22 protein-coding genes and 4 pseudogenes are annotated in these 23,736 nt (G+C 68.3%); 14 read left to right on the top strand and 12 right to left on the bottom strand.

Features of this window, described 5'->3' with window-relative positions:
• Nucleotides 1-52 precede the first annotated feature (52 nt).
• The 4 genes from DQP58_RS07595 to DQP58_RS07610 are packed head-to-tail and all read right to left on the bottom strand — an operon-like array spanning nucleotide 53 to nucleotide 3,115.
• Nucleotides 53-679 carry a class I SAM-dependent methyltransferase gene (locus DQP58_RS07595; RefSeq protein WP_240629607.1) on the bottom strand — a complete coding sequence of 209 codons (627 nt, stop codon included), beginning with the start codon at nucleotides 677-679 and terminating at the stop codon, nucleotides 53-55.
• The gene (locus tag DQP58_RS07600; RefSeq protein WP_112707840.1) at nucleotides 676-1,449 is read right to left on the bottom strand and encodes a PIG-L deacetylase family protein; all 774 of its coding nucleotides are present in this window, start codon (nucleotides 1,447-1,449) and stop codon (nucleotides 676-678) included. The genes DQP58_RS07595 and DQP58_RS07600 overlap by 4 nt, the downstream gene beginning before the upstream one ends.
• The gene (locus DQP58_RS07605; protein WP_112707841.1) at nucleotides 1,446-2,396 is read right to left on the bottom strand and encodes an acyl-CoA dehydrogenase family protein; all 951 of its coding nucleotides are present in this window, start codon (nucleotides 2,394-2,396) and stop codon (nucleotides 1,446-1,448) included. Before DQP58_RS07605 ends, DQP58_RS07600 begins: the two co-directional genes overlap by 4 nt.
• A complete protein-coding gene (locus DQP58_RS07610) occupies nucleotides 2,393-3,115 on the bottom strand; it encodes a glycosyltransferase (RefSeq protein WP_165827816.1) in 723 nt (240 codons plus the stop codon). Before DQP58_RS07610 ends, DQP58_RS07605 begins: the two co-directional genes overlap by 4 nt.
• A gap of 91 nt (nucleotides 3,116-3,206) precedes the next feature.
• Here DQP58_RS07610 and DQP58_RS07615 point away from each other — a divergent pair, with 91 nt between their 5' ends.
• Entirely contained in the window at nucleotides 3,207-3,785 is a 579-nt protein-coding gene (locus DQP58_RS07615) for a nucleotidyltransferase (RefSeq protein ID WP_112707843.1), read from the top strand.
• Here DQP58_RS07615 and DQP58_RS07620 read toward each other — a convergent pair.
• The 3 genes and pseudogenes from DQP58_RS07620 to DQP58_RS27575 all read right to left on the bottom strand — a co-directional run.
• Entirely contained in the window at nucleotides 3,779-4,036 is a 258-nt protein-coding gene (locus DQP58_RS07620) for a DUF7218 family protein (RefSeq protein WP_066870937.1), read from the bottom strand. The two genes, DQP58_RS07615 and DQP58_RS07620, sit on opposite strands and share 7 nt — an antisense overlap.
• 74 nt (nucleotides 4,037-4,110) lie before the next feature.
• Nucleotides 4,111-4,480 (bottom strand): annotated as a pseudogene (gene katE, locus DQP58_RS26750) (catalase HPII); the annotation flags it as partial.
• Nucleotides 4,481-4,486: 6 nt separating this feature from the next.
• A pseudogene (locus DQP58_RS27575) lies at nucleotides 4,487-4,736 on the bottom strand (catalase); the annotation flags it as partial.
• Nucleotides 4,737-4,852: 116 nt separating this feature from the next.
• On the opposite strand from DQP58_RS27575, the pseudogene DQP58_RS07635 reads away from it, so the two are divergent.
• From DQP58_RS07635 to DQP58_RS07655, 5 genes and pseudogenes are all read left to right on the top strand, one after another.
• Nucleotides 4,853-5,164, top strand: a pseudogene (locus DQP58_RS07635) (chemotaxis protein CheB); the annotation flags it as partial.
• Nucleotides 5,161-5,919, top strand: a complete 759-nt coding sequence (locus DQP58_RS07640) for an STAS domain-containing protein (protein WP_112707844.1) — start codon at nucleotides 5,161-5,163, stop codon at nucleotides 5,917-5,919. The pseudogene DQP58_RS07635 and the gene DQP58_RS07640, both read left to right, overlap by 4 nt.
• An 86-nt stretch (nucleotides 5,920-6,005) precedes the next feature.
• Nucleotides 6,006-6,476: pseudogene (locus tag DQP58_RS27580) on the top strand (CheR family methyltransferase); the annotation flags it as partial.
• Nucleotides 6,477-6,951: 475 nt separating this feature from the next.
• Nucleotides 6,952-8,118 (top strand): glycosyltransferase, encoded by a 1,167-nt coding sequence (locus tag DQP58_RS07650; RefSeq protein WP_112707868.1) that lies wholly within the window; start codon nucleotides 6,952-6,954, stop codon nucleotides 8,116-8,118.
• Between the two features lie 42 nt (nucleotides 8,119-8,160).
• On the top strand, nucleotides 8,161-9,255 hold the full coding sequence (locus tag DQP58_RS07655) for a helix-turn-helix transcriptional regulator (protein WP_112707845.1): 1,095 nt from the start codon (nucleotides 8,161-8,163) through the stop codon (nucleotides 9,253-9,255).
• Nucleotides 9,256-9,272: 17 nt separating this feature from the next.
• Here DQP58_RS07655 and DQP58_RS07660 read toward each other — a convergent pair whose 3' ends face one another.
• Nucleotides 9,273-10,658, bottom strand: coding sequence for a flavin monoamine oxidase family protein (locus tag DQP58_RS07660; RefSeq protein WP_112707846.1), 1,386 nt, complete (start codon nucleotides 10,656-10,658; stop codon nucleotides 9,273-9,275).
• A 119-nt stretch (nucleotides 10,659-10,777) separates the two neighbouring features.
• Here DQP58_RS07660 and DQP58_RS07665 point away from each other — a divergent pair, with 119 nt between their 5' ends.
• Nucleotides 10,778-11,743, top strand: a complete 966-nt coding sequence (locus tag DQP58_RS07665) for an alpha/beta fold hydrolase (protein ID WP_112707847.1) — start codon at nucleotides 10,778-10,780, stop codon at nucleotides 11,741-11,743.
• Here DQP58_RS07665 and DQP58_RS07670 read toward each other — a convergent pair.
• Nucleotides 11,738-13,084, bottom strand: a complete 1,347-nt coding sequence (locus DQP58_RS07670) for a flavin monoamine oxidase family protein (protein ID WP_112707848.1) — start codon at nucleotides 13,082-13,084, stop codon at nucleotides 11,738-11,740. The genes DQP58_RS07665 and DQP58_RS07670 overlap by 6 nt on opposite strands.
• 226 nt (nucleotides 13,085-13,310) lie before the next feature.
• Between DQP58_RS07670 and DQP58_RS07675 the strand changes: the two genes are divergently transcribed.
• A complete protein-coding gene (locus tag DQP58_RS07675) occupies nucleotides 13,311-14,546 on the top strand; it encodes an MFS transporter (RefSeq protein WP_205869367.1) in 1,236 nt (411 codons plus the stop codon).
• Nucleotides 14,543-15,910, top strand: coding sequence for an LLM class flavin-dependent oxidoreductase (locus DQP58_RS07680; RefSeq protein ID WP_165827817.1), 1,368 nt, complete (start codon nucleotides 14,543-14,545; stop codon nucleotides 15,908-15,910). Before DQP58_RS07675 ends, DQP58_RS07680 begins: the two co-directional genes overlap by 4 nt.
• A gap of 1 nt (nucleotide 15,911) precedes the next feature.
• On the opposite strand, the gene DQP58_RS07685 is transcribed toward DQP58_RS07680, so the two are convergent.
• Both DQP58_RS07685 and DQP58_RS07690 read right to left on the bottom strand, forming a co-directional pair.
• Nucleotides 15,912-17,027 (bottom strand): hypothetical protein, encoded by a 1,116-nt coding sequence (locus DQP58_RS07685; RefSeq protein WP_112707850.1) that lies wholly within the window; start codon nucleotides 17,025-17,027, stop codon nucleotides 15,912-15,914.
• On the bottom strand, nucleotides 17,027-18,178 hold the full coding sequence (locus tag DQP58_RS07690) for a phosphotransferase family protein (RefSeq protein WP_112707851.1): 1,152 nt from the start codon (nucleotides 18,176-18,178) through the stop codon (nucleotides 17,027-17,029). Before DQP58_RS07690 ends, DQP58_RS07685 begins: the two co-directional genes overlap by 1 nt.
• 46 nt (nucleotides 18,179-18,224) lie before the next feature.
• Between DQP58_RS07690 and DQP58_RS07695 the strand changes: the two genes are divergently transcribed.
• A complete protein-coding gene (locus DQP58_RS07695) occupies nucleotides 18,225-18,827 on the top strand; it encodes a TetR/AcrR family transcriptional regulator (RefSeq protein WP_066870894.1) in 603 nt (200 codons plus the stop codon).
• Complete coding sequence (locus DQP58_RS07700) at nucleotides 18,824-19,747, top strand: SDR family NAD(P)-dependent oxidoreductase (RefSeq protein ID WP_112707852.1); 924 nt, start codon at nucleotides 18,824-18,826, stop codon at nucleotides 19,745-19,747. Before DQP58_RS07695 ends, DQP58_RS07700 begins: the two co-directional genes overlap by 4 nt.
• Here the strand turns inward: DQP58_RS07700 and DQP58_RS07705 are convergent.
• Complete coding sequence (locus DQP58_RS07705) at nucleotides 19,744-21,129, bottom strand: HNH endonuclease signature motif containing protein (protein ID WP_112707870.1); 1,386 nt, start codon at nucleotides 21,127-21,129, stop codon at nucleotides 19,744-19,746. The genes DQP58_RS07700 and DQP58_RS07705 overlap by 4 nt on opposite strands.
• 177 nt (nucleotides 21,130-21,306) lie before the next feature.
• On the opposite strand from DQP58_RS07705, the gene DQP58_RS07710 reads away from it, so the two are divergent.
• The 3 genes from DQP58_RS07710 to DQP58_RS07720 are packed head-to-tail and all read left to right on the top strand — an operon-like array spanning nucleotide 21,307 to nucleotide 23,736.
• Nucleotides 21,307-22,260 carry a DUF4129 domain-containing protein gene (locus tag DQP58_RS07710; protein ID WP_112707853.1) on the top strand — a complete coding sequence of 318 codons (954 nt, stop codon included), beginning with the start codon at nucleotides 21,307-21,309 and terminating at the stop codon, nucleotides 22,258-22,260.
• Entirely contained in the window at nucleotides 22,257-22,739 is a 483-nt protein-coding gene (locus DQP58_RS07715) for a hypothetical protein (RefSeq protein WP_112707854.1), read from the top strand. The genes DQP58_RS07710 and DQP58_RS07715 overlap by 4 nt, the downstream gene beginning before the upstream one ends.
• Nucleotides 22,740-22,758: 19 nt before the next feature.
• Nucleotides 22,759-23,736, top strand: coding sequence for an AAA family ATPase (locus DQP58_RS07720; protein ID WP_112707855.1), 978 nt, complete (start codon nucleotides 22,759-22,761; stop codon nucleotides 23,734-23,736).

A 23,736-nucleotide genomic window follows, 5' to 3' on the forward strand; every position in this document is an offset into this window, starting at 1 on the left:
TCAGCTACCCACTTTCGTCGGCGCGCAGTCACCGCGGCACTTGCGCCACGGATCAGTTCGCGCCGGGCACTTCTTCGCGGGCGGCCACGGACCGCCCGTCGCCGGTGTCGAACACGTCGATCACGACATCGTCGTCGCGATAGCGGCCCATCGATGTGAGCCCGGGAGTTTGCGCGATGACCTCATGGGCCGCGTCGCCGGTGAGCGGGTAGTCGGGCACGGGATGACGCCAATGCGCGGCAACGACATTGGCCCCGGGCTGCAATTTGGGACACTCGCGGCGCATGACCTCGGCCAAGGTTTCGGCTTCCAGGTAGTAGGCGACCTCGCTGAGCACCAGCAGATCGAACGGTCCGCGTGGCCAAGGCGCATCCAGCGACGAACGGATCAGCGTGACCCGCTCGCGGCAGCCGGTTTGGCGCAGCCGGGCGTCGGCGCCGCGCAGCGCCGCCTCGGCGACATCCACCGCGGTCACCTGCGTACAACGCTGCGCCAGTCGCGCCGTGAGTGTGCCGATCGAACAGCCCGGCTCGAATCCGTGCCGGTAGTGGCGTTGCGGCAGCAGCCCCAGCGTGATCGCGTATTTGCGTTGTTCGTACCACCGGGTCGACAGCTGCCACGGATCGTCCGTGCCGACGTACATCTCGTCGAAGTAGGCGTCGGGTAGCCGCGCGGTCACCGGAAAACGACCTCGCCCACCGCGAGCAGTCGCTGAAGCACAAAGCCCGGCAGGATCGGCGACGACTGAGTGCCATTGGGTTCGAACTGACTTCGATAGAAGTGCGCGGCACGGCGCTTGTGTTCGACCGCCCAGCCGGGTGCGGGTACCGAATATGCCTGGTTCCACGGCACCGCGGGATCGGCCGGAAGCGCCCAGTGCCACATCCAGATCGGATATTCCAGCAGTGTGGCGCCGGTGCGCGCACATGCGGCCGCGGCGGCCCGCCCCACTGCTTCGTGATCGGGATGGCCGTCGCCGCGCCAGGTGGCCGCGCACCACGTCGCCGGGCCGGCGGCCGTGAGGATGCCGGTCAGCATCTCGGTGAGCTTGTCTTCATGATCCGTCAGCTCGCCGTCGGGCAGGCCGAGCGACATCGGGGGCGGGGTCCGCAAAATGCCCGTAGCCCGGCGCATCTCATAGCGTCGGGTGGTTTCCATCCGCAGCCGCTCCGAAGGCGTCGCACCGGGGTGCGCGGCGCCGCCGTCGGTGACGGAAACCACCCGGACCGGGACTCCGGTCGCGGTCAGTTGCGCAATCAGCGCGCCCATCCCCAGCGTCTCGTCGTCGGGATGAGGAGCCACCACGATCAGCTCCGGACACTGCGTCAGATCCAATGCCCGCAACGGCTTTTCGTCAAAAGCTGCGAGCCACAACGGCGCCGGAGTTCCGCTGTGGGTCAGCGGCTTGACCGCAAATCTGGCGCAGTTACCCGCCGGCAGGGTCATCATGGCGCCGTCGCCTGCTGACCCGCCAGCCGCCCGAGCTCGGCCAGATCCCGCTCGGCGTGGCTTTGCCTGATGTAGATGCTCAGATCGGCGACCCGTTGCGCGTGCCGACCGTCCTGGCACAGCGGCCCGGGGCCCAGCGCCCGTCCGGTGCGTGTAATCGCTTCGTCGACAGCGTGTTCCACCACCGTGCGCACACGACGGGCCAGAAGTTGCGCGGTCTCGTCGCGGTCGAACGGGTCATCGTCGACCTGGCTCGCGGCCGCGGCCAGGATCGCGTCGCTTGCGGCGAGCGCGGCATCCACCGCACCCAGGTGAGCGAGCGAGTACGCATCGGCCGATTGGCTTGCGGCGCAGCGGTACAGCGGATCGGCGACCCTGCGCGCCCCGCCGAGCCAACACGCTGCCACACCGATGGCGCCATGCCAGAATCCGGGCCGGCTCAGGTACTCTCCGGGATCGCCCACCGCGACGGCCTGGGCGTTGGTGAACTGGACCGGCCTCGTGTCGCTGCCGGCCATCCCGGCGTTCCACCAAGTGCTCGGCAGTGCCCTTACGGTGGGTTCGGTCACCGACACCGCGAACAGGCCACGCGTTCCATCCTCGAGCCGCGCGGTCACCAGGGCATGGGTGCAGAATCCGGCGCCCGAGCACCACACCTTGGTGCCGCTCAGGGTGAACGCCCCGTCGGTGTTGGTGGCGGTCAGCCCCGCGTCGGGCGCTTCGGCCGCCCACACGCCCCACAGCTGCCCCGGCTCGGGTGGCTTGCCGCCCAACTCGTGCAATATCGCGACGGCGTCGACGTGGGCTTCGGCGATCCTGGCCGCCACAATGTTTTCCTCGGCCAGACGGGCCAGCCGCTGCCAGCGTTCGGCCGTGCGCCCCGAGGCGGGCAGTGGCAGCTCGAGGCGTCCAGACTCCAGCCAATGCTGAACCAAGCCCGCGGTCACACGCAATCACCCGCCACCGTTCTCCCCAGTTGCCTGAGGTGGTGGGCGAATCCGAGCGGGGCCCGAGAGTGGATTCGCGCCGATGTGATGACCGACAAGTCGGTGTCTCGCTGAATCCGGTATCCGGCGGCTTCGAACCGTTCGACCAGATCGACATCCTCGCCGGTCGGCAGGGTGCGAAATCCGCCGACGCGCCAGTAAGCCCGGGCGCTGAAGCCCATGTTGGCGCCGTGAATGTGTTCGTGACCCGCGCCGTCCGCCGAGTCCTCTTGGTAGCGGCGCAGATAGCGGTCGGCGACGCCGGCATCGTGTTGGCGCCAGTCGGTGACGCGTACGACGCCCAAGACCATGTCCGCACCCTGACGCAACTGGTGGGCGAGCCAAGCCGGGTCCACCCGGCTGTCGGCGTCGGTGGTGGCGAACCAGCACCTCGCGTCGTCGCCCAACAGTGAGCGCGCATAACCGAAACCGACGGCGCGCGCCGTGCCGACATTGTGCACGTCGACCTTGATGAAGTGGACGTCGGGACCATACTGACCTGCCAGCTCGTCGCTGCCGTCATCACAGTCATCGAGAACCACCACGATGGTGACCGGCAACGGCGCACACAGGGCGGCGGTCAGCACCGCGCTCAGGCAGGCCGGCAGCTTCGCGCGCTCGTTGCGGGCGGGAATCACGACGGCTGCAGCGTCATACGCACATGGCACGGCGGTTGACATAACCCGGAGATTTCCCAATTAGCCGCAAGTTAAACGGCTTTAGCGACGCGCCAGGTTGCCCGGCCCGCCCGCCGGGTATGACCTAAGCACCATGGCCACCACCGAGGCGCACCCCGATCTATCCGCCTGCGCTGGGCAGCTGCGTGAGGCGCTGCGCCGCGCCGCGTCGGCACTGAAGGAAAGCGGGCCACGTTTCACCTTGGCCGGCAGTTACGCGCTATGGGCCTACGGTGCACCCGAGCCCAGCCATGATGTGGATCTTGTCGTGGCGGAGGCCGAGGTGGAGGCGGCCGTCGCCACCCTGGCCGGCGCCGGATTCGCCATCGAACGTCCGCCGGAGGACTGGTTGTTCAAGGCCCGCACCGCCGGCGTGCTCGTGGATATCCTGCATCGCATCAATGGCGTGCCCGTGGACGCCGACACGCTGGACCGGGCCGAACAACGCGACGTGCTGGCGATCCGCATGCCGGTGCTGCCTCCCACTATGGTGCTGGTCCAGCAGCTGCGCTCGCTGGACGAGCACCACTGCGACTTCGCCAAGTTGTTGCCCGCGGTCCGCGCGGTGCGCGAACGACTGGACTGGAAAGCCATTCGGGCACAGACCGCCGACAACGACTACGCCGTCGCGTTTCTGGTGCTGGTCGACCGACTCGGTCTGACGGGTCAGTGATTACGCAGTTTGGCGACCAGTTTGTCTTTGCTCAGGCTCGAATACCCGGACATGCCAAGCTCTTTGGCGCGCTTCTTGAGCTCCGGCACGGTCCAATCCTGGTAGGACCCCGACTTGCCGCCCTTGCGGGAGACCTTCGACTTGCCCTGGCCGGCGGCGGCGTTGGAGATGCGCGCGGCCTTCTCCTTGGAGTCGCCCTTCTTGCGCAAGTCCTGGTACATCTTTTCGTTCTTGATCGACGAACGCGGCATGATTCATCCTCCTGTCCGCGGCAGACATCTTTGTCAGTAGTGCCCGCCTCGGCCGGTTCAAAAACCTGCTCAGGCGGCACCGGATCTGTGCGCCTTTCCCAGCAGCGGTGTCGCGCCAGCGCGGCTGCGAATCCTCGGCGAAGCGGTCGGGCAGCTCGTCGGCGGCCGCCTTGGTGGTGATGACGGATGGTCTTGAGGACGTCGGTGTCCTCGGCGAGCCGGTTGGTGATGCGGGCGGCATGCAGCAGGTCGACGCCCGCCCCGTAGGCGCAGATCGGCTTCAGGTGCTTACGCCTCGTCACGAAGTGCACCGCGTAGCCATCGTCGGGCAGCGTCGATACCGACCGCGGCCCACACGCGACCACGACGGCGTCGTAGAGCACCGACGCCATGGTGGTGAACGAGCGGTCGACGGGTTAGCTCGTCGCCGGATCCGCCCTCCAGCTTGGCCGGTTCGAAATAGCCGTAGGCACCGGCGCCGCGCGCGCATGACGCGTTCCGGGATGTGCTCGCGGTCGAAGTGGATGACCTTCTCCCGGGGGTGAAAGTCCGCCAGGAGCGTCGGACCCCGCTCGCCGACCGTCAGCGAGTCGTCGGTGTGGTCGACGCGGACGCCTTGCGCAGTGGTCAGGTATCCGGTGTTGCGACGAAACCGGGCCGGTTCGGAATCGCGTTGCTTGGGATTCTGGTCGGTGGCCATGCCATACCGGACACCACTGGCCAACCGGCACAAACGGTGGGAATGCGCAGCTATTCGGCGGCCGGCCGATTACCTACCATCGATAGGGGTAGTCGAAAGTGGTGGTTCAGACGGCCCCATCGGGCTACACCCTGCCCCGACTGCAATGGCTCCTGGTTTCGATCAGCGAGGGCGATTTGCGCTGCCAGGTGGGACAAGCCGGCACGGCCGAGGCCTTGCTCGACGCGCGGGACACCGAGCTCGAGGGGGCGCTGTGGATCGGATCGCGGTACGCAGCCTGCAGGAAAAGGCCAGGCTGGCCCGGCAAAGCCGGAACCGGGTTGCTGCAGCGGCGCTACACGGCCATCGCCGAAGAGACCGAACGTGCGCTGACCCTGCTTGGCGACCGGCTGTTTACCACCGCAAGGCGGCGTGGTGAAGCCGGATGACCGATGAAGGACCGCCCATCCGGATCGAGCTGGAAACCTCTCAGGAGCTTCCGGTCCTGACCGTGGAGGGCATACTCGACAGCTCTACCTACCGAACCATCCGTGACGCCGTCATCAAGGCCGCGATCGACGAGCCGCGCGCGGTGCTTGTCGACATCAACCGTCTCCACGCGACATCGGCTTCGGCCTGGACGGTGTTCACCAGCGCTCGCTGGCACGTCAGCGTGTGGCCCGATGTGCCCATACTGCTGGTGTGCGCGGCGCCGGAGATAGAGCAGGCGATCAGGGGGGCCGGTGTCACCCGGTATGTGCCCATTCACCGCAGCCGTGAGCTTGCGCTGGATGCCGTGGCGGCCCAGTCCCCGCGGGTCCGCAGACGGGCACGTGCGAGCCTTGCGCGAAACATCAGCAGCCTGGAGGTCGCGCGCGGAGTGATCGCCGAGTGGCTGACCCGGTGGGACATCGGCGAGGTGATCCCGGTCGCCGCCACGTTGGCCACCGTTTTCGTCGAAAACGTTCTGGACCACACCGACAGCGCGCCGGAGTTGATCGTCGAAAGTTATCAAGACGCGGTCACGGTCGCCGTCGAAGACACCAGTTCCCGGCTGCCCGGGCGGCGTGAGGACGTCGGTTACGGCGCAGACATCGTCTCCGGGCTGGCCATCGTCGCCGCGCTGTGTCGGGCTTGGGGCGCGACCCCGACGTCGTCGGGCAAAACTGTCTGGGCACTTGTCGGTCGAGAAAACCGGTTCTGACCGCGAGTAGTGGCCTTCGGTAAACCCTTGTCGACGGGACTTGGTTTGGAATCCACCCCTGACGAGGCGTTCGAAGCTTCGACTTCCTGATCAACGTCACCTCGTTTTTCGGCGGCCCTGATGCCTGGGAGTTCGTCAGCACCGAGGTAATCCCCCGGTTGCTGGCCGAGCGCGGGCCCGACGACCCGATTGGGGTATGGAGCGCCGCTGGGACCGGACGGCTTCCGGCAGCGGGTCAAGATCTACACCACCGATGTCGACGAGGACGCGCTCAGCGAGGCACGCAGCGCCTCCTACGATGCCAAGGCGGTCGAATCGTGCCGCCTGATCTGTTGGCCCGCTATTTCGAACAGGTCAACGGCCGCTACGTATTCCGCAAAGACCTGCGGCGCGCGGTGATCTTCGGCCGCAACGATCTGGTCAAGGACGCGGCGATCTCGTGGGTCGATCTGCTGGTTTGTCGCAACAGTCTGATGTATCTCAACGCCGAGACGCAGCGGAACGTGTTGGGGCGCTTGCACTTTGACCTTGCCCCGCAGGGCACCCTGTTTCTCGGGCAACCGGGGCTGCGAAGAGCTCTGGGCGCTGCGAGCCGACAAAGCGACGGGCTCCGGGCTTACCATTTGGACATCGGCTTGCCGCTCGACAGCGTGCGGCCGTTGATCGGCAACGCTTTTGTCGATCCGGAGAGTTCCGGTCAAGTGGTGGCGGACGCGGTCAACCGGCGTGGCCGTCCGGCTACGGTGCGCATCACATGCACGTCGTTCCGCTCCAGCGAGGGGGACGATGGGCGCGCCAACAGGGCCACCCAATCAATGCCGGCGCCGGGCCCGTGAGTCTGCATTCCTCAAGTCTCCACCTTGCCGACCCACGCCGCAGTCCCGGACGATCCCGGTTTAGCGCTTGCCGCTAGTCCACGTGGCGAACCTCGGGCCAGCAGGCGAAGAGGCCGTCGCGGCCGTTTCGCGATTTTCGCGCAGGGTATGCCATCTGGTGTTGGCAGAGGGCGGTGGCGCGAAGGGAATTTTGCAGTTGAGGGCGGCAATTGTCAGCGGCGACGACGTCGTCGGGGAGGACCCGGAACAGCTGTGCGCCGCGTTGGCGGCTCAGGGCTACGACGCCACTTTGTGCCTGCGACGAGCCAGTCGACGTTCCGCTCAGGCGGCGGCCGAGGGCAACTACCATCGCGTCTCGGTTCCCGTCGGTCCGCGCAAGGCGGCATCGCCGGTTGACGTGCTGCCCTCTGTGGGCGATTGGGCGGCCACTTTGGACCGGATCTGGTCGACCGAGCGACCCGACGTCGTGCACGCCTACGGCTGGCTGGGCGGCTTGGCCGCTCAACTGGCTGCGCGCCGTCGACGTATCCCGACCGTGCAGACCTTCCTGGGATTGGCCGCGACATCGCGTGGCCACGCGGGAGCGGAGCGAAGCGAACGCGAGCGCATCGAGCCACTGCTGGCGCGCAGCGCGACCTGGGCGACGGGCGAGAGCAGCGACGATGTCGATGCGCTGGCCCGGCTGCGTCATCGCCGAGCGCGGGTGTCCACCCTGACGTGTGGCGTCGACGCCGAGCGCTACAGTCCGGCCGGCCCGGCCGCCTCGCGCAATGGCATGCAGCGAGTCCTGTACGTGGCCCCAAATCCGTTGTGGTGCAACGGCCTCGATATCGCGATCCGCGCGCTGCCCAAGGTGCGTGGCGCCGAATTGGTGATCGTGGAAAACGACACCACCAAAAACGGCCACGACCATGCGCGGGCACAGCTGCAACGGCTGGCGTCCGAGCTGGGTGTGGAGGACCGCGTGCGCTTCGCCGGCCGGGTCGCCGATGCCGAACTGCCCAAGTTCATCAGGTCCGCCGATGTGGTGGCGTGCACCCCCCGCCAACCGCCACGGGCCACCACCGTGTTGCAGGCCATGTCCAGTGGGGTGGCGGTGGTCGCGGCCACCGTAGGTGTGCTGGCCGACGTCGTGCTCGACGACATCACCGGTCTGGTGGTGCCGCCGGAGAATCCCGTCGTGTTGGCCGCGGCGGCGAGACGGCTTCTCGCCCAGCATTTTCAGTCCAAGAGTATGGGTTCGGCGGGCCGCAGCCGAGCCATGTCACGTTTCGCGTGGCAGCGTATTGCGCTCGACGCGCTGAACATTTACGAGACCGTCGCGCCGCAGCACCGGGGCGCTTCACCATCGACGGCGCGATGAGGCAATGATGCGGGGCCAGAACGCAAAGCATTCAGGCCGGCCATGACCACCGTGACGCGTGAGGCCGGTCGCGAGCCTGCCAAGCCGGCAGTGGGGCTCGTTGGGGAATCGGACGAGGGGTCCGGGTCCGGTTATTGTCCCGCGCGTCCGGCACTCGGCCGTGATGTTCAACCGGTTTTCCGCCCGGTGGCGGTGCAGTACAAGCAGTTCCGTACCATCGATGCGCACGCCGCGCGGCGGTTCTTTGCCGGTGCCTATCAACCGGGCTGGCGGATCTCCGGGCTAGCCAGTCAGGCCGCGATCTCGCATCGCCGCACTGACGCCGGTTCGATGACGGTCGACGAGGTGACGATCCAGGGCCGTTTGACTTTGGAGATCCCAGCGTCCGACACCATTCTGGTCGTCCAGCCGCGTGCGGGAACGTTGAGCGTCGCGGGAGGGCCACTGGCCACCACGGACTTCCCGATCCTCGTCGCCCACGGGATGTCGTGCGTATTGCACTGCAGCAGCGCACATTTCGACGTGATCAAGCTCGAGTCGGAGGCGTTGCAGAGGGTCGCCGCGGACTGGCATACGTCGCTGGGGCAGCACACCCAGTTCGTGAATTGGCGTCCCCGCTCCCGTGCCGCCGTGCGGGCCTGGCACCGGGCCCTGGACTATGTGGTGGCGACATTGGCTTCCGCCGATACCGCCGCGCAGCCGCTGATCGCGGCGGGTATGGCTGGCCTGCTGGCCGGCGCGCTGCTTGAGTGCTATCCCTCCAACCTCACCGAGCAGGACCCGGCCAGCGATCTCGCCGGGCCCGAAACACTCAAGCAGGCGGTGTCTTTCATCCATCGCCACACCGCCGAAGACATCGGCATCAACGAGGTCGCCGCGGCGGTGCACCTAACCCCCAGGGCGGTGCAGTACCTCTTCCGCCGACGGCTCGGCACGACACCGACCGACTACATGCGCCGGGTCCGGCTCGCCCGCGCTCATCAAGAGCTGGTGACAGCGACTGCCGCCAATTCGACCGTCACCGAGATCGCCCAGCGGTGGGGTTTCGCGCACACCGGCCGTTTCGCGGTGCTCTACCGGCAGACCTACGGCCAAAGCCCGCACACCACGCTGCGGCAACAGGTGGCATCCTCCTGACGGCCAAGCCGGCCGGGTCACCCGTTCAGATGATGCAGGAGCTGGTTCGCGGCATAGCGGCCACTGGCCAGGGCGCCCGTCGCGGTCGCCGGATTGTCAACGCCCACCGCCTCGCCCGCCAGGTAGAGCCGCTCACCGATCGGTTGCTGTAACCGGCGCCGGTCGTCGAGGCCGGAGCCGGGCGGGTGAAACGAATAGGCGCCGAGGGCGTACGAGTCGCCGGTCCAGTTCGAGGTCCGCACATCGGTCAGCGAGATGTTGTCGCCGAAGACCCGGCGGGCCACAGGCAGCGCGCTGGCCAGGACCTCCCCGGGCGAACGCGACTCGACGAATCGCCCGCGCTCGCCGCCGTTGAACGCCAACACGATTGGGCCCGCATCGCCGGGCAGGGTGAACCACTGTGACCACAGCCCGCCTTCGGGCCCGAGGTACTGGTAGAAAGCGTTGTCTACCTTCCACGTTCGCTGGTCCACGCGAAAGAAGCTCTTGGACAAGGCGCCGAAGCCCAGTGCCGTCACGGCCCGGGCGTGCGCGTCGGGCAGCGGCGGATCGAAGGCTATCGCACCGGATTTCAGCACGCCGAGGGGAACGGTGACGATCGCGGCCGGACCCCGAAACGACTTTTCCCTGGTTCGCACGATGACGGCGTCATCGCGTTGCACGACCGCGGTGACCGGCGTGTTGAGCTCGATGGTCAGCCCGTCGGCAAGCGAATTGGGCAGGGCGTCATAGCCGTTGATGATGACGTCCTGGTCGCCGCCGGCGTAATCACCCTTGTCGAAGGTGGCGGCCGAAAGCTGATTCGCGTCGGCGGCGTATTCGTCCTCGATCTCGGTGGTCAGGTAGAAGGCCAGCTGGGCGCGGTCGGACGCGGACAGCCGTGCGCCGTCGGCGGCGGTTTGCACCGCGGCACCCAGGCTTGTCACGTCGCGCAGACCGCGCGCCCGTTCGACGAACGATCGCCACGTTGCGCTTTGGTAATCCAGCGGCTGTAGCGCGGGGTCGACCGCGAGCCTGACCCACCCGTAATAGTCCGTGCTCACCAGTTGTGACCGCGCCCGGTGGGCCAGCTCGGTCAGCGGGTTGTCCGTCGTGCCGTGGATCCACGAGGCGCCCAGCTCCAGGGGCGGGCCCCAGCCGCGGTCGGTGCAGATCCGGCCACCGATGCGGCCGCGGGCCTCGATGACGCGAACCGGGCGACCGGCGTCGGCAAGGCTGCGAGCGGCGGACAAACCCGCCATCCCGGCGCCGACGACGAGGATCGAGGTGGTGTCCGGCGCCTGCTGAGGGGACGGGCGGACCGTGGCGGGTGTCGGCTGGTTCGGTGCGCACGCCACAGCGAGCGCGCCACCGGCCACGCCGGTCGCGGCCGCGAAGAATGCCCGGCGCGACAACCCCGACACGAGTCTAAGCGTCTCATAAGAATCGTTTGCCGGATTTACCAAAAGCGAACCGAACTTAGGGATAAAATCGCCCCATCCTTAGCTGCGGCAACGGCGCCGCGTTGGAGGGGGGAGCGGTGATGAGTGCTCGACGATCGGCCCGCCCGGTTGACCCGTTCCCCGACCCGCTGCCGCCCAGTGAGACCGTCACGGTCCGGGCGGCCGACGGCACCCGGTTGCACGCGGAGGTGTTCGGGCCGCCCCACGGTTATCCGATCGTCTTGACGCACGGCATCACCTGCGCCATCCGGGCGTGGGCGTACCAGATCGCCGACCTGTCCCACGACTACCGGGTGATCGCCTTCGATCATCGCGGCCACGGCCGCAGTGGCTTGCCGCGAGCCAACAATTACAGCCTCAAACACCTTGCGTCCGACCTGGATTCGGTGCTGGATGCGACTTTGGCACCGCACGAACGCGCCGTGGTGGCCGGCCACTCGATGGGCGGCATCACCATCGCCGCGTGGTCGGAGCGCTACCGCCACAAGGTTCCCCGGCGCGCGGACGCGGTCGCGCTGATCAACACCACCACCGGCGATCTGATCCGCAAGGTGCAGCTGTTGCCGGTGCCCTACGGGTTGTCGCCGGCCCGGGTTCTGGCCGGGCGCACCCTGATCAACGCGTTCGGTGGGTTCGCGGTGCCCGGTGCCGCCCGCATCCCGAGCCGCTATGTGGTGGCGATGCTGGCCACCGGACAAGACGCCGATCCGGGCATCGCCAGGCTGGTCTACGAGCTCTTCGAGAACACCTCACCGGCGGGCCGGGCGGGGTGCGCGAGGGCGCTGGTCGCGTCTCTCGGGTCGCGCTATCTCGACCTGGAGGGTTTGACCGTTCCGACGCTGGTCATCGGCAGCGAACGCGACCGGCTCACCCCGATCAGCCAGTCCCGCAGGATCGCGCGCAGCGTGCCCAACCTGATCGACCTGGTCGAACTGCCCGGTGGGCACTGCTCGATGCTCGAACACCCCCGCGAGGTGAACCGCCAGCTGCGCGCGCTCGCCGAAACGGCGATGCGCAACGCGGCCACCCGCCGGATCAGCTCATAGCAGGGCGGTGATCTCGGCGGCCGCGCGCTGCCCGGAGCGAATCGCCCCGTCGAGGAAACCGGTCCACTCGTCGGCGGTTTCGGTGCCGGCCCAGTGGATCGGCCCGACCGGTTCCCGCAGCCACGGCCCGAACCGGGTCCACGATCCGGGTGGCACCGCGGCGGTGGGGCCGCCCGGCGCGAATTCCTCGGCGCCCCAACGGTGATCGACGTAGTCCAGGGGCTTGAGCGCGTCGTCGCCGAACAGCGTTGCAAAGCACCGCAACGCGTCGCGGCGACGCTGCTCGCTGGGAAGCGAGTCGAACGCGCGGGCGTCGACGAAACCCATCAGGATGCCCGGTCCGTCCGGGTGCGGACTGACGTCGAACGTGATGAAGACCGGGCCCTCGTCGGACAGCGCCTGCCCGGAAAACCCGTTGGTCCGCCAGAACGGCGTGGAGTAGGCGGCGTAGGCCTTGCTGAGCCGGCCCTGCGGCCAGTGCCGGGCGAGTTGCTCGTACTCGGCGGGCAGCGGGGGAGTGAACTCGATGGAGGCGCGGTGGGCCGGCGGGATGGCGACGATGACGAACCCGGCCTCGGTCTCGCCGAGGTCGGTGGTGACGGTGACGCCCGCGCCGTGCCGCTCGATCCGCCGCACCGGGGCGTTGAGCACCACGCGGGTGCCCAGTTCGGCGGCCGCCGCCTCGGCGATCTGTTGCGTGCCACCGGGGAAGCGGTCCTGTTGGGCCCCGTCCTCGACGTCGAGCAGCCGGTCCAGCCCGCCGGCCGCGTGCGCGTAGCGGGCGGCGTGCAGCATCGACACGTCGTCGGGTTCGCATCCCCAGGTCACCCGCGCCACGATCGCCAGCAGGTCGTGCGAGGAAGCCGTCGCACGCACTGAGCGCAACCAGCCGCCGAGCGACAGGCCGTCGAGTTCACGCGCGCGGCGGGCGTCCCACGGCGCCGCCAGCGGGATGCTGCGCGCGATCCTGTCGAATTGCCAGCGCAGCCGGCCGATATCCAGCAGGCCGGTCAGCGAAAGCTTGGGGATGGTGCCGTGATACGCGTGCGTCCACCCGCGCCAATGGATCAGGTTCTTGCCGTCGTGATGCGTCGGGGTGGTCGGGACGTCGAGTTCGGCGGCCATCGCCAGTACGGCGTCCTGGGTCGGCCCGACGAACGTGCCGCCCAGATCGGCCGGCAATCCGGCGACGCTGCCGGTCAGGGACCGTCCGCCGACCCGGCCGCGGCCCTCGAAAACCGCCACATCGTGGCCTTGCTGTGTCAGCTCGCGCGCCGCGGCGAGTCCGGCGAAGCCCGCACCGACGACGACAACGTCGACAATGCGCGGCGGATTCGACACGCGGTCTAGTGAACCGCATTTCTGCGCTTTCCACGGCGATTTCTCCCAAGCTGATCGCCGGCGTTTGCCTCACGGCGATGGCAAACATATGCCTAGCTCGCTATGTTAATTACGCTGCCACCACGTGCTTTCCGAAAGCCCCGTCACCAGTTCTGCCGCCAGTCTTGCCAGTTCAGCCGTGGTCGCCGGCGCCGCGCCGAACCTGCGCACCGTGGCCCTGGGCAGCATGATCGGCACCACCATCGAGTGGTATGACTTCTACCTGTACGCGACCGCGTCGGCGTTGGTCTTCAAACCGCTTTTCTTCCCGAATATCTCATCGACCGCGGGGACACTGGCCTCGTTCGCCACCTACGCCGCCGGATTCGGGGCCCGGCCCCTCGGCGCGGTGCTGTCGGGGCACTTCGGCGACCGGTTGGGCCGCAAGGCGGTTCTGGTGGGCGCGTTGGTGGTGATGGGTCTGGTCACCACCGCGATCGGAGCGCTGCCGACCTATGCCGCTGCTGGGCTGCTGGCGCCGGCGCTGCTGGCGACCCTGCGGGTTGTGCAGGGCCTCGCCGTGGGGGCCGAATGGGGTGGCGCCGCGGTGCTGTCGGTGGAGCACGCACCCCCCGATCGTCGCGGATTTTTCGGCAGCTTCACCCAGTTGGGCTCGCCGGCCGGCATGTTGTTGGCGACCTCGGTGTTCTTCCTGGTGCGCAAGGTCACCGGGCCGACCTTCCTCACCTACGGATGGCGAATCCCGTTCCTGCTCAGCGTCTTTCTGGTCGGCATCGGCTTGTTCGTCCGGCTGAAGCTGACCGATGCGGAAATCTTCGAGCGGCTCAAGCGGCGCGACGAGCTGGCACGGCTGCCGATAGTGGAGGTGCTGCGCACCGACTCGCGCAACGTAGTCATCACCACCGGACTGCGGCTGTCGCAGATCGGGCTTTTCGTCTTATTGACGACGTATTCGCTTAGCTATCTTCAGGATTCATTCGGCAGGGGCAGCGCAGTAGGTCTGATCGCGGTGCTGGTCTCCTCGGCGCTCGGGTTGCTCAGCACGCCAGGCTGGGCGTTGCTGTCGGACCGGGTGGGGCGGCGGCCACCGTATCTGTTCGGCGCGCTCGCGGGGGTGGTGGCTCTGGTGTTGTTCTTCCTGGCTGCCGGCAGCGGGTCGGCGCTTTGGGTCGTGCTGGCAATCGTGTTCGGCGTCAACGTCGTTCATGACGCGATGTATGGCCCGCAGGCGGCCTGGTTCGCCGAACTCTTCGGAACCCGGGTGCGCTACAGCGGCGCGTCGCTGGGTTATCAGATTGGTGCCGTACTGTCGGGAGGGTTCGCGCCGTTGATCGCCGCGTCGTTGTTGGTGGTCGGCGGTGGCCGGCCGTGGCTGATCGTGGCGTACTTCGCGGTGCTGGCGGCGATCACGGTCGCCGCCGCGTACGCGGCGCGCGAGACGGGTGAGGATGACATCGGGTGAGTGCGCCGCGCAGGATCTTTCTCAACGCCTTCGACATGGCCTGCGTCGGGCATCAGTCCGCGGGTCTGTGGCGGCATCCCGACGATCAGGGCTACCGCTACCGGGAGCTGGGCTATTGGACCGAGCTGGCCCGCATCCTGGAGACCGGCGGGTTCGACGCGTTGTTTCTCGCCGACGTGCTCGGGGTCTACGACGTGTACGGCGGCTCGCGCGACGCGGCGGTCCTCGACGCCGCCCAGTTTCCGGTCAACGACCCGACCGCCGCGGTCTCGGCGATGGCGGCGGTGACCGACAGCCTCGGCTTCGGGATCACCCTGTCGCTGACCTACGAGCAGCCCTACGCGTTGGCCCGCCGGCTCTCGACGCTGGACCACCTGACGGGTGGCCGGGTGGCGTGGAACATCGTTACGTCCTATTTGGACAGCGCCGCAAGGAATTTGGGCCTGGACGCCCAGATCCCGCACGACCAGCGTTACGAGATCGCCGACGAGTACCTCGAGGTCTGCTACAAGCTGTGGGAGGGGTCGTGGGAGGCCGACGCCGTGGTGCGCGACGCGCAGCGGGGCGTCTTCACCGACCCGGCCAAGGTGCACGACATCGAGCACAAGGGCCGTTATTTCTCGGTGCCCGGTCCGTTCCTGTGCGAGCCGTCGCCGCAGCGCACCCCGGTGTTGTTCCAGGCCGGGGCGTCGCCGCGGGGCGTGCGGTTCGCGGCGGCCCACGCCGAGGCGGTCTTCGTCTCGGGTCCGACGCCGCAGATCGTGCGCGGTCCGGTGCGCGCGTTGCGGACCGCCGCCGCCGAGCTGGGTCGCGACCCACGCTCGATCAAGGTGTTCACCATGGTGACCCCGGTGGTCGCCGAGAGCCGCGACGAGGCCGTCGCCAAGCTGGCTGAATATCGGGGGTACGTCAGCCCCGCCGGAGCGCTGGCGTTGTTCGGCGGCTGGACCGGGGTCGACCTGGCCGAACTCGACCCCGGCGAACCGCTGAAATACGTCGAGACCGACGCCAACCGCTCGGCGCTGGCCTCGTTCACCACCGCCGCGCCGCAACGCGCCTGGACGGTGGGCGAGCTGGCCGACGAGATCGGGATCGGCGGCCGCGGCCCGGTGCTGGTGGGTTCGCCGACCGAGGTGGCCGACGAACTCGAGCGGTGGGTCACCGAGGCCGACGTCGACGGGTTCAACCTGGCTTACGTGACGACCCCGGGCACCTTCGTCGATTTCGCGAAGTTCGTTGTCCCCGAGCTGCGTCGGCGGGGACGCGTCCCCGAGCAGCCACCGCGTTCCACGCTGCGCCAGCGGCTCGGCGCCCGGGGGCCGCTGCTGCCCGACGACCACCCGGGCGCGGCCTACCGCCGCTGACCTAGGGCGCGACCGTCAGCCAATCCTTGAATCCGGACGGGTCGTGGCGGCCCAGCGCGCCGTGCTCGTAGAGCCCCCAGCCCTCGACGGGCTCCCCGTCGCCGTCGCGGCAGACCGCGCGGCCGACGTGGTCGATCACGCCGAACCCCGCGCGGCCGACGATGGCCGGGTCGGTCATGTCGTACGTCAGCCGCTCGGCGAACTTTTCGCCCTTCCAGGTGCCGTGGATCCAGTCGGAGTCACCGCCGTAGCCGCCGCCGACGTGGATGGGCACCGGCAGCTTGGACTCGACGTCGAAGTGGACCGGGGTCCCCGCCGGGGTGGTGGCGTCGATCGTCGCGCCGGTCGGGATGCGGGTCCCGGAGCGGTAGTGGATCTTGACTCGCGGCCAGCCCAGCTGCTCGACGCGCCCGTCGCGCCAGATGCGGGTGCAGTCGTTGAGCGAGCGGAACCCGTTGGGCTCTTCCTGGATGATGAGCACGATGGCGAAATCGTCGAATGCCATGGGTACGTAAAGCCACCACATGCCCTCGAAGGGCGGGTCGGCGGGTCGGCCCGCGGGCTCGGCCTCGCCGATCGGCCGGATGCCCCAGGACCGGTCGCGACTGCCCAGCCAGGTGTTGGGGTCGACGGTGATCTCCTCGCCGTCGATGACGATGTGCCCGCTCCAGCTGCCGAGCTGCGCGAAGCGCTGAGCGTCCAGGGTGACCCGGTTGCCCGAGCGCAGGATATGCGGTTGTTCCTGCACGACGTCGAACAGGCCATTCCAGGTGAGATCGGCTGCGATGCCTTCGGTTTCGTCGAGCACGAGGCGCAGCTTGCGCAGCGGTTCGATGACCTCGACGCGGTAGCCGTTGACGTGCTGGTTGAGCCGGTCAGAATCAATGGCGTCCGAAACGTGCACGGCGGTCTGGGTATCCCCGCGCCGGATGAGCAGGAACGCGTCCTTGACCCCGAGGTTGGGGTAGTAGCCGATGCCGCTGATCACGAAGATGTCGCCGGTGCGGTCGTGGGCGTTGAAGTAGGAGCGGTCGTAGAAGTTGCGGTCCGAGGAACCCGGCCAGGCGATCGGCTGGGGGATCTGATGTACCGGGAACTCGTCGAGTGGTCCGAGCATTACTGGTCCTCTCCGATCGGGCCCTCGCCGATCAACTTTCGCATCAATCCGGCGTGATAGAACAGCGATTCGACGTCGTCGGGCTTTTCGGTCTCGCCGAAGTGCACCCGCCGGGCGCCGGTGCGCATGAACACACACGCCCACATCACGCCGGAGTACACGTAGAACCAATGCAGGTCGCCGACTTCGACCCCGGCCAGCCGCGCGTAAGTGGCGCGCACGTCCTCCTCGCGCATCACCCCGGGGAGCCCCGGCAGGGTGGCCAGGCCGGCCAACTCCTGAAAGACCATGTGCGCGAAGATCATCCACGCCACATCCAGCTCGCGCGGTCCGAGCGTCACCATCTCCCAGTCCAGCACCGCGACCGGCCGGAAGTCGTTGTACAGCACGTTGCCGACCCGGGCGTCACCCCACAGCAGCACCGGCTCGGCGGCGGCCGCCTCGGCCGGCCAGTTGGCCTCCAGCCAGTCGAAGGTCCGCTCCAGTAGCGGTGATCGCCCGATGTCGGGTACCGCGAAGTCATACCAGGACCGCACCCAGTTGAAGTGCTTGCGCAGCGCGGTGTCGCCGGACTGCCCCTCGGTGAGGAAGCCAAATGTGCTCTGCGCGTTCGGGATCGAGTGCAACGCGGCCAGGACACCGACGGTGGCGTCCTGCAGTTCGCGCTGCCGCTCGGCGGGCGCGTCGGCAAACCAGTTGCCGCCGAAGGTGTACGGCATGACGTCGGGCGGCACCTCACCCTCGACGTAGTCCATCACGAAAAACGGTGTGCCCAGGACGTTGCCGGTGTTCTCCAGCCAGCGCACCCGGGGCACGGGCACGTCGGTCAGCTCACCCACTTTGCGGATGACGTCGAATTGGTGGTCGAGCCGGTAGGTCGGGAAGACCTGCACATCCTCGGCGGTGGGCGCCACCCGCGCCACCAGCTTCTGTTCGGTCGGCCGGCCGTCCTGTTGCCAGCGGGTGGTCAGGATGATCGTCTCCGACGACATGCCCGTCGAATCCACGCCGCTTTCCACGGTCACCTCGGGATTTGCGGCGTCCGGCAGTACGGTGGAGAGCCAGCGTGACATGACCGTCGGCAACGTGGTGACGTCGCGGCTGGAGCGTTGTAGCCGGTCGACGTTGTCGACCGCCGGTTCTGTTGCCATAAGGTGCCTCCTTCGTTGAGGCAATTACGATACGGTAGGTAGCGTTATGAAAGCAGACCCGTCCGGCCTTGACAAGGCCTCCGGCGCCGGCCGCCCGCGCGATCCGCGTATCGACTCCGCGATCCTTTCGGCGACCGCGGAACTGCTTGTCCAAACGGGCTATTCCAACATCAGCCTGGCCGCCGTCGCCGAGCGCGCCGGCACCACGAAATCCGCGCTCTACCGCCGGTGGTCGAGCAAGGCCGAACTGGTGCACGAGGCCGCGTTCCCGACGGCCCCGACCGCGCTGGAGTCGCCGGCCGGGGACATCGCCGCCGACATGCGGATGATGATCGAGGCCACCCGCGACGTGTTCACCACCCCGGTGGTGCGTGCCGCATTGCCCGGTCTGGTTGCCGACATGACGGCCGACCCGGCGCTCAACGCTCGGGTGATGTCGCGGTTCGTGGATTTGTTCACCGCGGTGCGGGTGCGACTGCGGGAGGCGGTTGACCGGGGCGAAGCCCATCCGGATGTGGATCCCGACCGGTTGATCGAGTTGATTGGGGGAGCGACGATGTTGCGGATGCTGCTGCGTCCGGAAGAGGAGCTCGACGAGGCGTGGGTGGAGCAAACCACCGCCATCGTCGTGCACGGGGTGCGGCGGTGACGGGGCGGCTTGCGGGTCGCGCCGCAATCGTCACCGGCGCCAGCCGCGGTCTGGGCCGGGCCATCGCGCTGGCCCTGGCCGGCGAGGGTGCGGCGGTGGCGGTCGCGGGGCGTACCGAAGAGGTCTGGGACGACCGGCTGCCGGGAACCATCGGCCAGACCGTCGCCGACATCGAGGCCGCGGGCGGGCGTGCCGTGCCGGTCCGGGCGGATCTGACCGACCGTGAGCAGGTTGCCCAGCTGGTGCAGTCGGCGCGAGAGGCGTTGGGCCCCATCGGGATTCTGGTCAACAATGCGGCCTTCACCGCGCCCGGGCGACCGCCGGCGCCGGGCGCCCCACCGCGTGACAGCACCGCCAAGCCGTCGGGTGGCGCCAAGCCGTCGGGTGCCGCCAAGCCAGCGGGTGGCGCCAAGCCGTCGGGTGCCGGCAAGCCCGGCTGGCCGGGATTCGTCAGCACGCCCCTGCACGCGTATCGCCGGCACTTCGAGATCGCAGTGTTCGCGGCCTACGAGCTGATGCAGTTGGTGTGCCCCGACATGATCGAGGCGGGTGGCGGCTCGATCGTCAACATCACCTCGGTCGCGTCGCGACTGCCTGGTGATGGGCCGTACGGCGACCGCAGCGGTGGCGTGCTGCCCGGGTATGGCGGATCCAAGGCCGCGCTCGAGCACCTGACCCAATGCGCCGCATTCGATCTGACCGACCACAACATCGCGGTCAATGCGCTGTCGCCGTCCAAACCGATCCTCACCCCGGGGCTCTCCTACTATGCCCGCAGCTTCGATGACACCGCATCGGAGGACGAATTCGCCCGCGCGGCAGTCGAATTGGCCCTAGTCGATCCCGGAAAGGTCACCGGCCGCACCATCGGTCACCTTCAGGTCCTCGACGGCAGTTTCCGGCCATTCACGCCTGCCTAGACCGGCTTGCCTTCGGGCGGGTCGGGATCCCCGCGCAGCAGCTCGTCGGGATGGTGCGCATGATTGACCTCGGGCGGCCCCTTGCCGTCGGTCCAGGCGAGTCGGCCGTTGCCGGCCACCGCCGTGCGCCATTCGCCGCGCCCCACCGCGCCGTGGTCGGATCCGCAAGCGAAGAACAGGTTGTCGGCGTCCGTGCGTCCGCCCTCTGCCCATTCGTGGGCGTGGTGAATTTCGCAATGATAGCCGGGTTCGAGGCAATTGGGGTGGGTGCAGCCTCGGTCACGGGCGTAGCAGACGAGCCGTTGGTCCGCGGATGCGATGCGTTTTTGACGCCCTAGATACAACGGCCGGCCGGTGTGCTCGTCGAACACCGCAAGATAGTGAATTGCCTTGGCGGCCATGCGAATCAAATCCGGCATGGGCAGTCGTGAACCGCCGCCGGTGTGCGCCGGCGCGGGCATGGGGATCGACGAGTCGACCGCGGCGTGCGCGGCTCGGTCGAGTTCGGCCAGCGTGGTCGTGGCGATCACGGTGACGGGCAGCCCGCGGTGCGCCCCGAGACCGCCGGAGGCGAGGGCGATTTCGAGGCCAAGCTTGAGGGCGTCGTGGCCGCGTTGGGCCGGGGTGCGATCATCGCGCGTCTCGGGATCGCTGTCGGGGGTCTGATGGCGCCCGGGCCGCACCGCCGCTTCGAGGGCTTCGAAGTAGGCCCTGGCCTCGGGATCCAGTAGGCCGGAGAGTCGGGACATTCCGTCGGGCCCCTGCGGGCCGAGGTACACGCCACGGCGGCGGGCGCGATCGACGTCGGTGAAGCGGCCGTCGGGATTGAGATAGTCGGCAATCCGGTGGCCCAGCTTGGTGACCACGGCAGCGTCGAGCTTGGTCGCGTGCCGTACCAGCGTGCGCTCGGCATCCGCCACATCACACGGCGATACGCAGGAGGGCAAGGTGTCCACGGCGGCGCAGACGGCGCGGATGTGGTCCTCACCCACCGCGCCGGCGGCCACCGCCTCCGCCAACGCCGGCAGTTCGGGTTCCAGGGGCGCGCCGGTCAGCGAATGGCGCGGCTGGAGACGCGCAGCGAGCCGAAAGCGGCGCGCGACTTCCTTGGGAGTGATGCGTAGCCGCGCCCACAGCGTGCCGCGCACCGCCGGAACGCACTCTGACCCGTCCGGCGGCTCGGCGATTTCGCCGAAAGTCCGGTACATCAGGCCGCGATTGGCGCGGTCCTGGGCCTCCAGGCGCTCGGCGACGTCGACCCGAAAGGCGTTGCCGACCGCGTCCGACGGGGTCTGGCGCAACATCTCGTGGGCAGCATCGATCGCGTCGAGCGCCGAGCAGATGCGCTCTCGCGCCAGTTCCGCGTTCACCAGGGGACCCACACAGCCCACGATATCGAACACAAGTTCGAATAGGCGCCGCCCACGCACCATCTGTGGATGAACCGCCGACTGTGGATACGCGGCGACGCCGATCCTGGCCCTGGGGTCGCTTGACGTGCAAGTATGAGAAAAGTCAGTGCCGCGACGGCGGCAGGCAACCAATCGAGTGGTGTGCCAATGCCTGGTATAGACAAGTCGACAGGGCGAGTCGTTGCCCTGATCGTCCTGCTGCTCGTGGTCGCGGCCGCCCTGCGCGGCTACCTTCCGGCTCGTCACGATGCGGTGCGCAACGAGTCGGGCGGTCGCGCGGCGCTGGCCTTCGTGGTAGCGGCCCTGGCCGTGACGCTGGCGTTGATCGCGATCGCCGTCGTCGCGCGGTTGCGTGACCCGCGCGCTCCCGCGCCGACCGCAGGGGCACTGTCCGAGATGCTGGGCACCGGTCGGGGGCGGCCGAGCTGGCGCGTGTTGGTCATCGGACTCGCCGTGATCGCGGCCTGGCTCTTGGTCGTGATGCTGCTGGCCCGCTTCCTAGGCCACGGCGTCGCGCCGGCCCCGTCACCACCCGATAGCGGCGCGGCGCCGTCGACGAACCCGTCCGCGCCGCCGCCGCAGCAGCAGCGTCAACACCGTCCCCGCGACGGCTCGCAGAACTTGCTCGGGATCCTGCTTGCCTGCACGGTCGCGATGTTGGTGTTGTTCGTCGGCGGTACCGTCGCCACGGCGCGCCGGCGCTGGCGTCCCGCGGCACCCGTCGTCGCCGACGAGCCGGCGGAGCCGCCGGCGCCGGCGGCGCGTTCGGAGTCACTGGCCCGGGCCGCCGAACGCGGTCTGGCCGAGATGACGGACCTGAGCCGCGAACCGCGCGAGGCGATCATCGCCTGCTATGCCGCGATGGAACGTGAACTCGCACATGTTCCCGGCGCCGCCCCCCGGGAATTCGACACCCCCACCGAGGTGCTGGCCCGCGCGGTCGAGCACCACGCCCTGCACGCCGACAACGCCGTCCAATTGGTGAACCTGTTCGCCGAGGCGCGGTTCAGCCCTCATGTGATGAATGAGGGCCACCGCGACATCGCGGTAGGCGTCCTCCGGTTGGTCCTCGACGAGCTGGGTTCGCGGAGTGCCGCATGAAAAAGATTATGACCCTTGGCGTTTGCCTCATCGTCGGCATCGAACTGTTGGCGCTGACGCAGCAGGATCGACGCTGGGTGCTGGCTGCTTCCGGCCTGGGGCTGGCGCTGGTGCTGCTCACCCTGCGTCGCGCGCTCGCGCGGGGGCCCGATGCCGACACGGAGGCCGACGCCGACGATCTCGGGGATTCGTTGCGCCGCTGGCTTGCCACCACCGAGACGACGATCCGGTGGTCGGAGTCGACACGGGCCGACTGGGACAGGCATCTACGCCCGATGCTCGCCCGCCGGTACGAGATGACAACTGGCCAAAGGCGATCCAAGGACTCCGGGGCGTATCACGCAACCGGACGCATGCTGTTCGGTGTGGAACTGTGGGAATGGGTCAATCCCAACAACGTGGTGCGCGGCGGCGACCGCCAACCCGGTCCGGGCCGTGCGGCGCTGCAAGAGATTCTGCAAAAGCTGGAGCAGGTATGACAGGAGGCGCGATACCACCATGACGCTGCCGGCCGCCACCACGACCGCCCACTGTGAAGCGATTCTCGACGAGATAGAACGCGTGGTGGTGGGGAAACGATCCGCGCTGCGGCTCATCCTCACCACGGTCCTGGCGCGCGGCCACATCCTCATCGAAGACCTGCCCGGCCTGGGCAAGACGCTGATCGCGAGATCGTTTGCCGCAGCGTTGGGCCTGCAATTCACCCGGGTGCAGTTCACGCCCGACCTGTTACCCGCCGATCTGCTCGGCTCGACGATCTACGACATGCAATCCGGCCGCTTCGCGTTCCGACCCGGCCCCATCTTCACCAACTTGTTGCTGGCCGACGAGATCAATCGCACGCCGCCGAAGACCCAGGCGGCGCTGCTGGAGGCGATGGCCGAAGGGCAGGTGAGCATAGACGGCGAAACACACCAGCTGCCAAAGCCTTTCATCGTCCTGGCCACCGACAACCCGATCGAGTACGAGGGCACGTATCCGCTGCCCGAGGCGCAACTCGACCGGTTCGCGATCCGGCTGGAACTGCGGTATCTCAACGAGCGCGACGAGACGTCGATGCTGCGCCGCCGCCTCGAACGCGGTTCGGCCGAACCGACGGTCAACCAGGTGGTGGACGCCCACGACCTGCTGGCCATGCGCGAATCGGTCGAGCAGGTAACCGTGCATGAAGACGTCCTGCATTATGTGGTGTCGCTGGCTAATGCCACCCGGCACCATCCGCAGGTCGCCGTCGGGGCCAGCCCCCGCGCCGAACTCGATCTGGTCCAGCTCGCCCGCGCCCGCGCGCTGCTGCTCGGCCGCGATTACGTCATCCCCGAGGACGTGAAGGCGCTCGCCATCGCGGCGGTCTCGCATCGGATCACCCTGCGCCCGGAGATGTGGGTACGAAAAATCCAGGGTGCCGACGTCATCGCAGAGCTGTTGCACCGCCTACCGGTGCCCCGCACCGGCGCCAGCGCCGGCGAGACCGGATGA

It is taken from the genome of Mycobacterium colombiense, from assembly GCF_003284975.1.
GTDB classification, from domain to species: domain Bacteria; phylum Actinomycetota; class Actinomycetes; order Mycobacteriales; family Mycobacteriaceae; genus Mycobacterium; species Mycobacterium europaeum_A.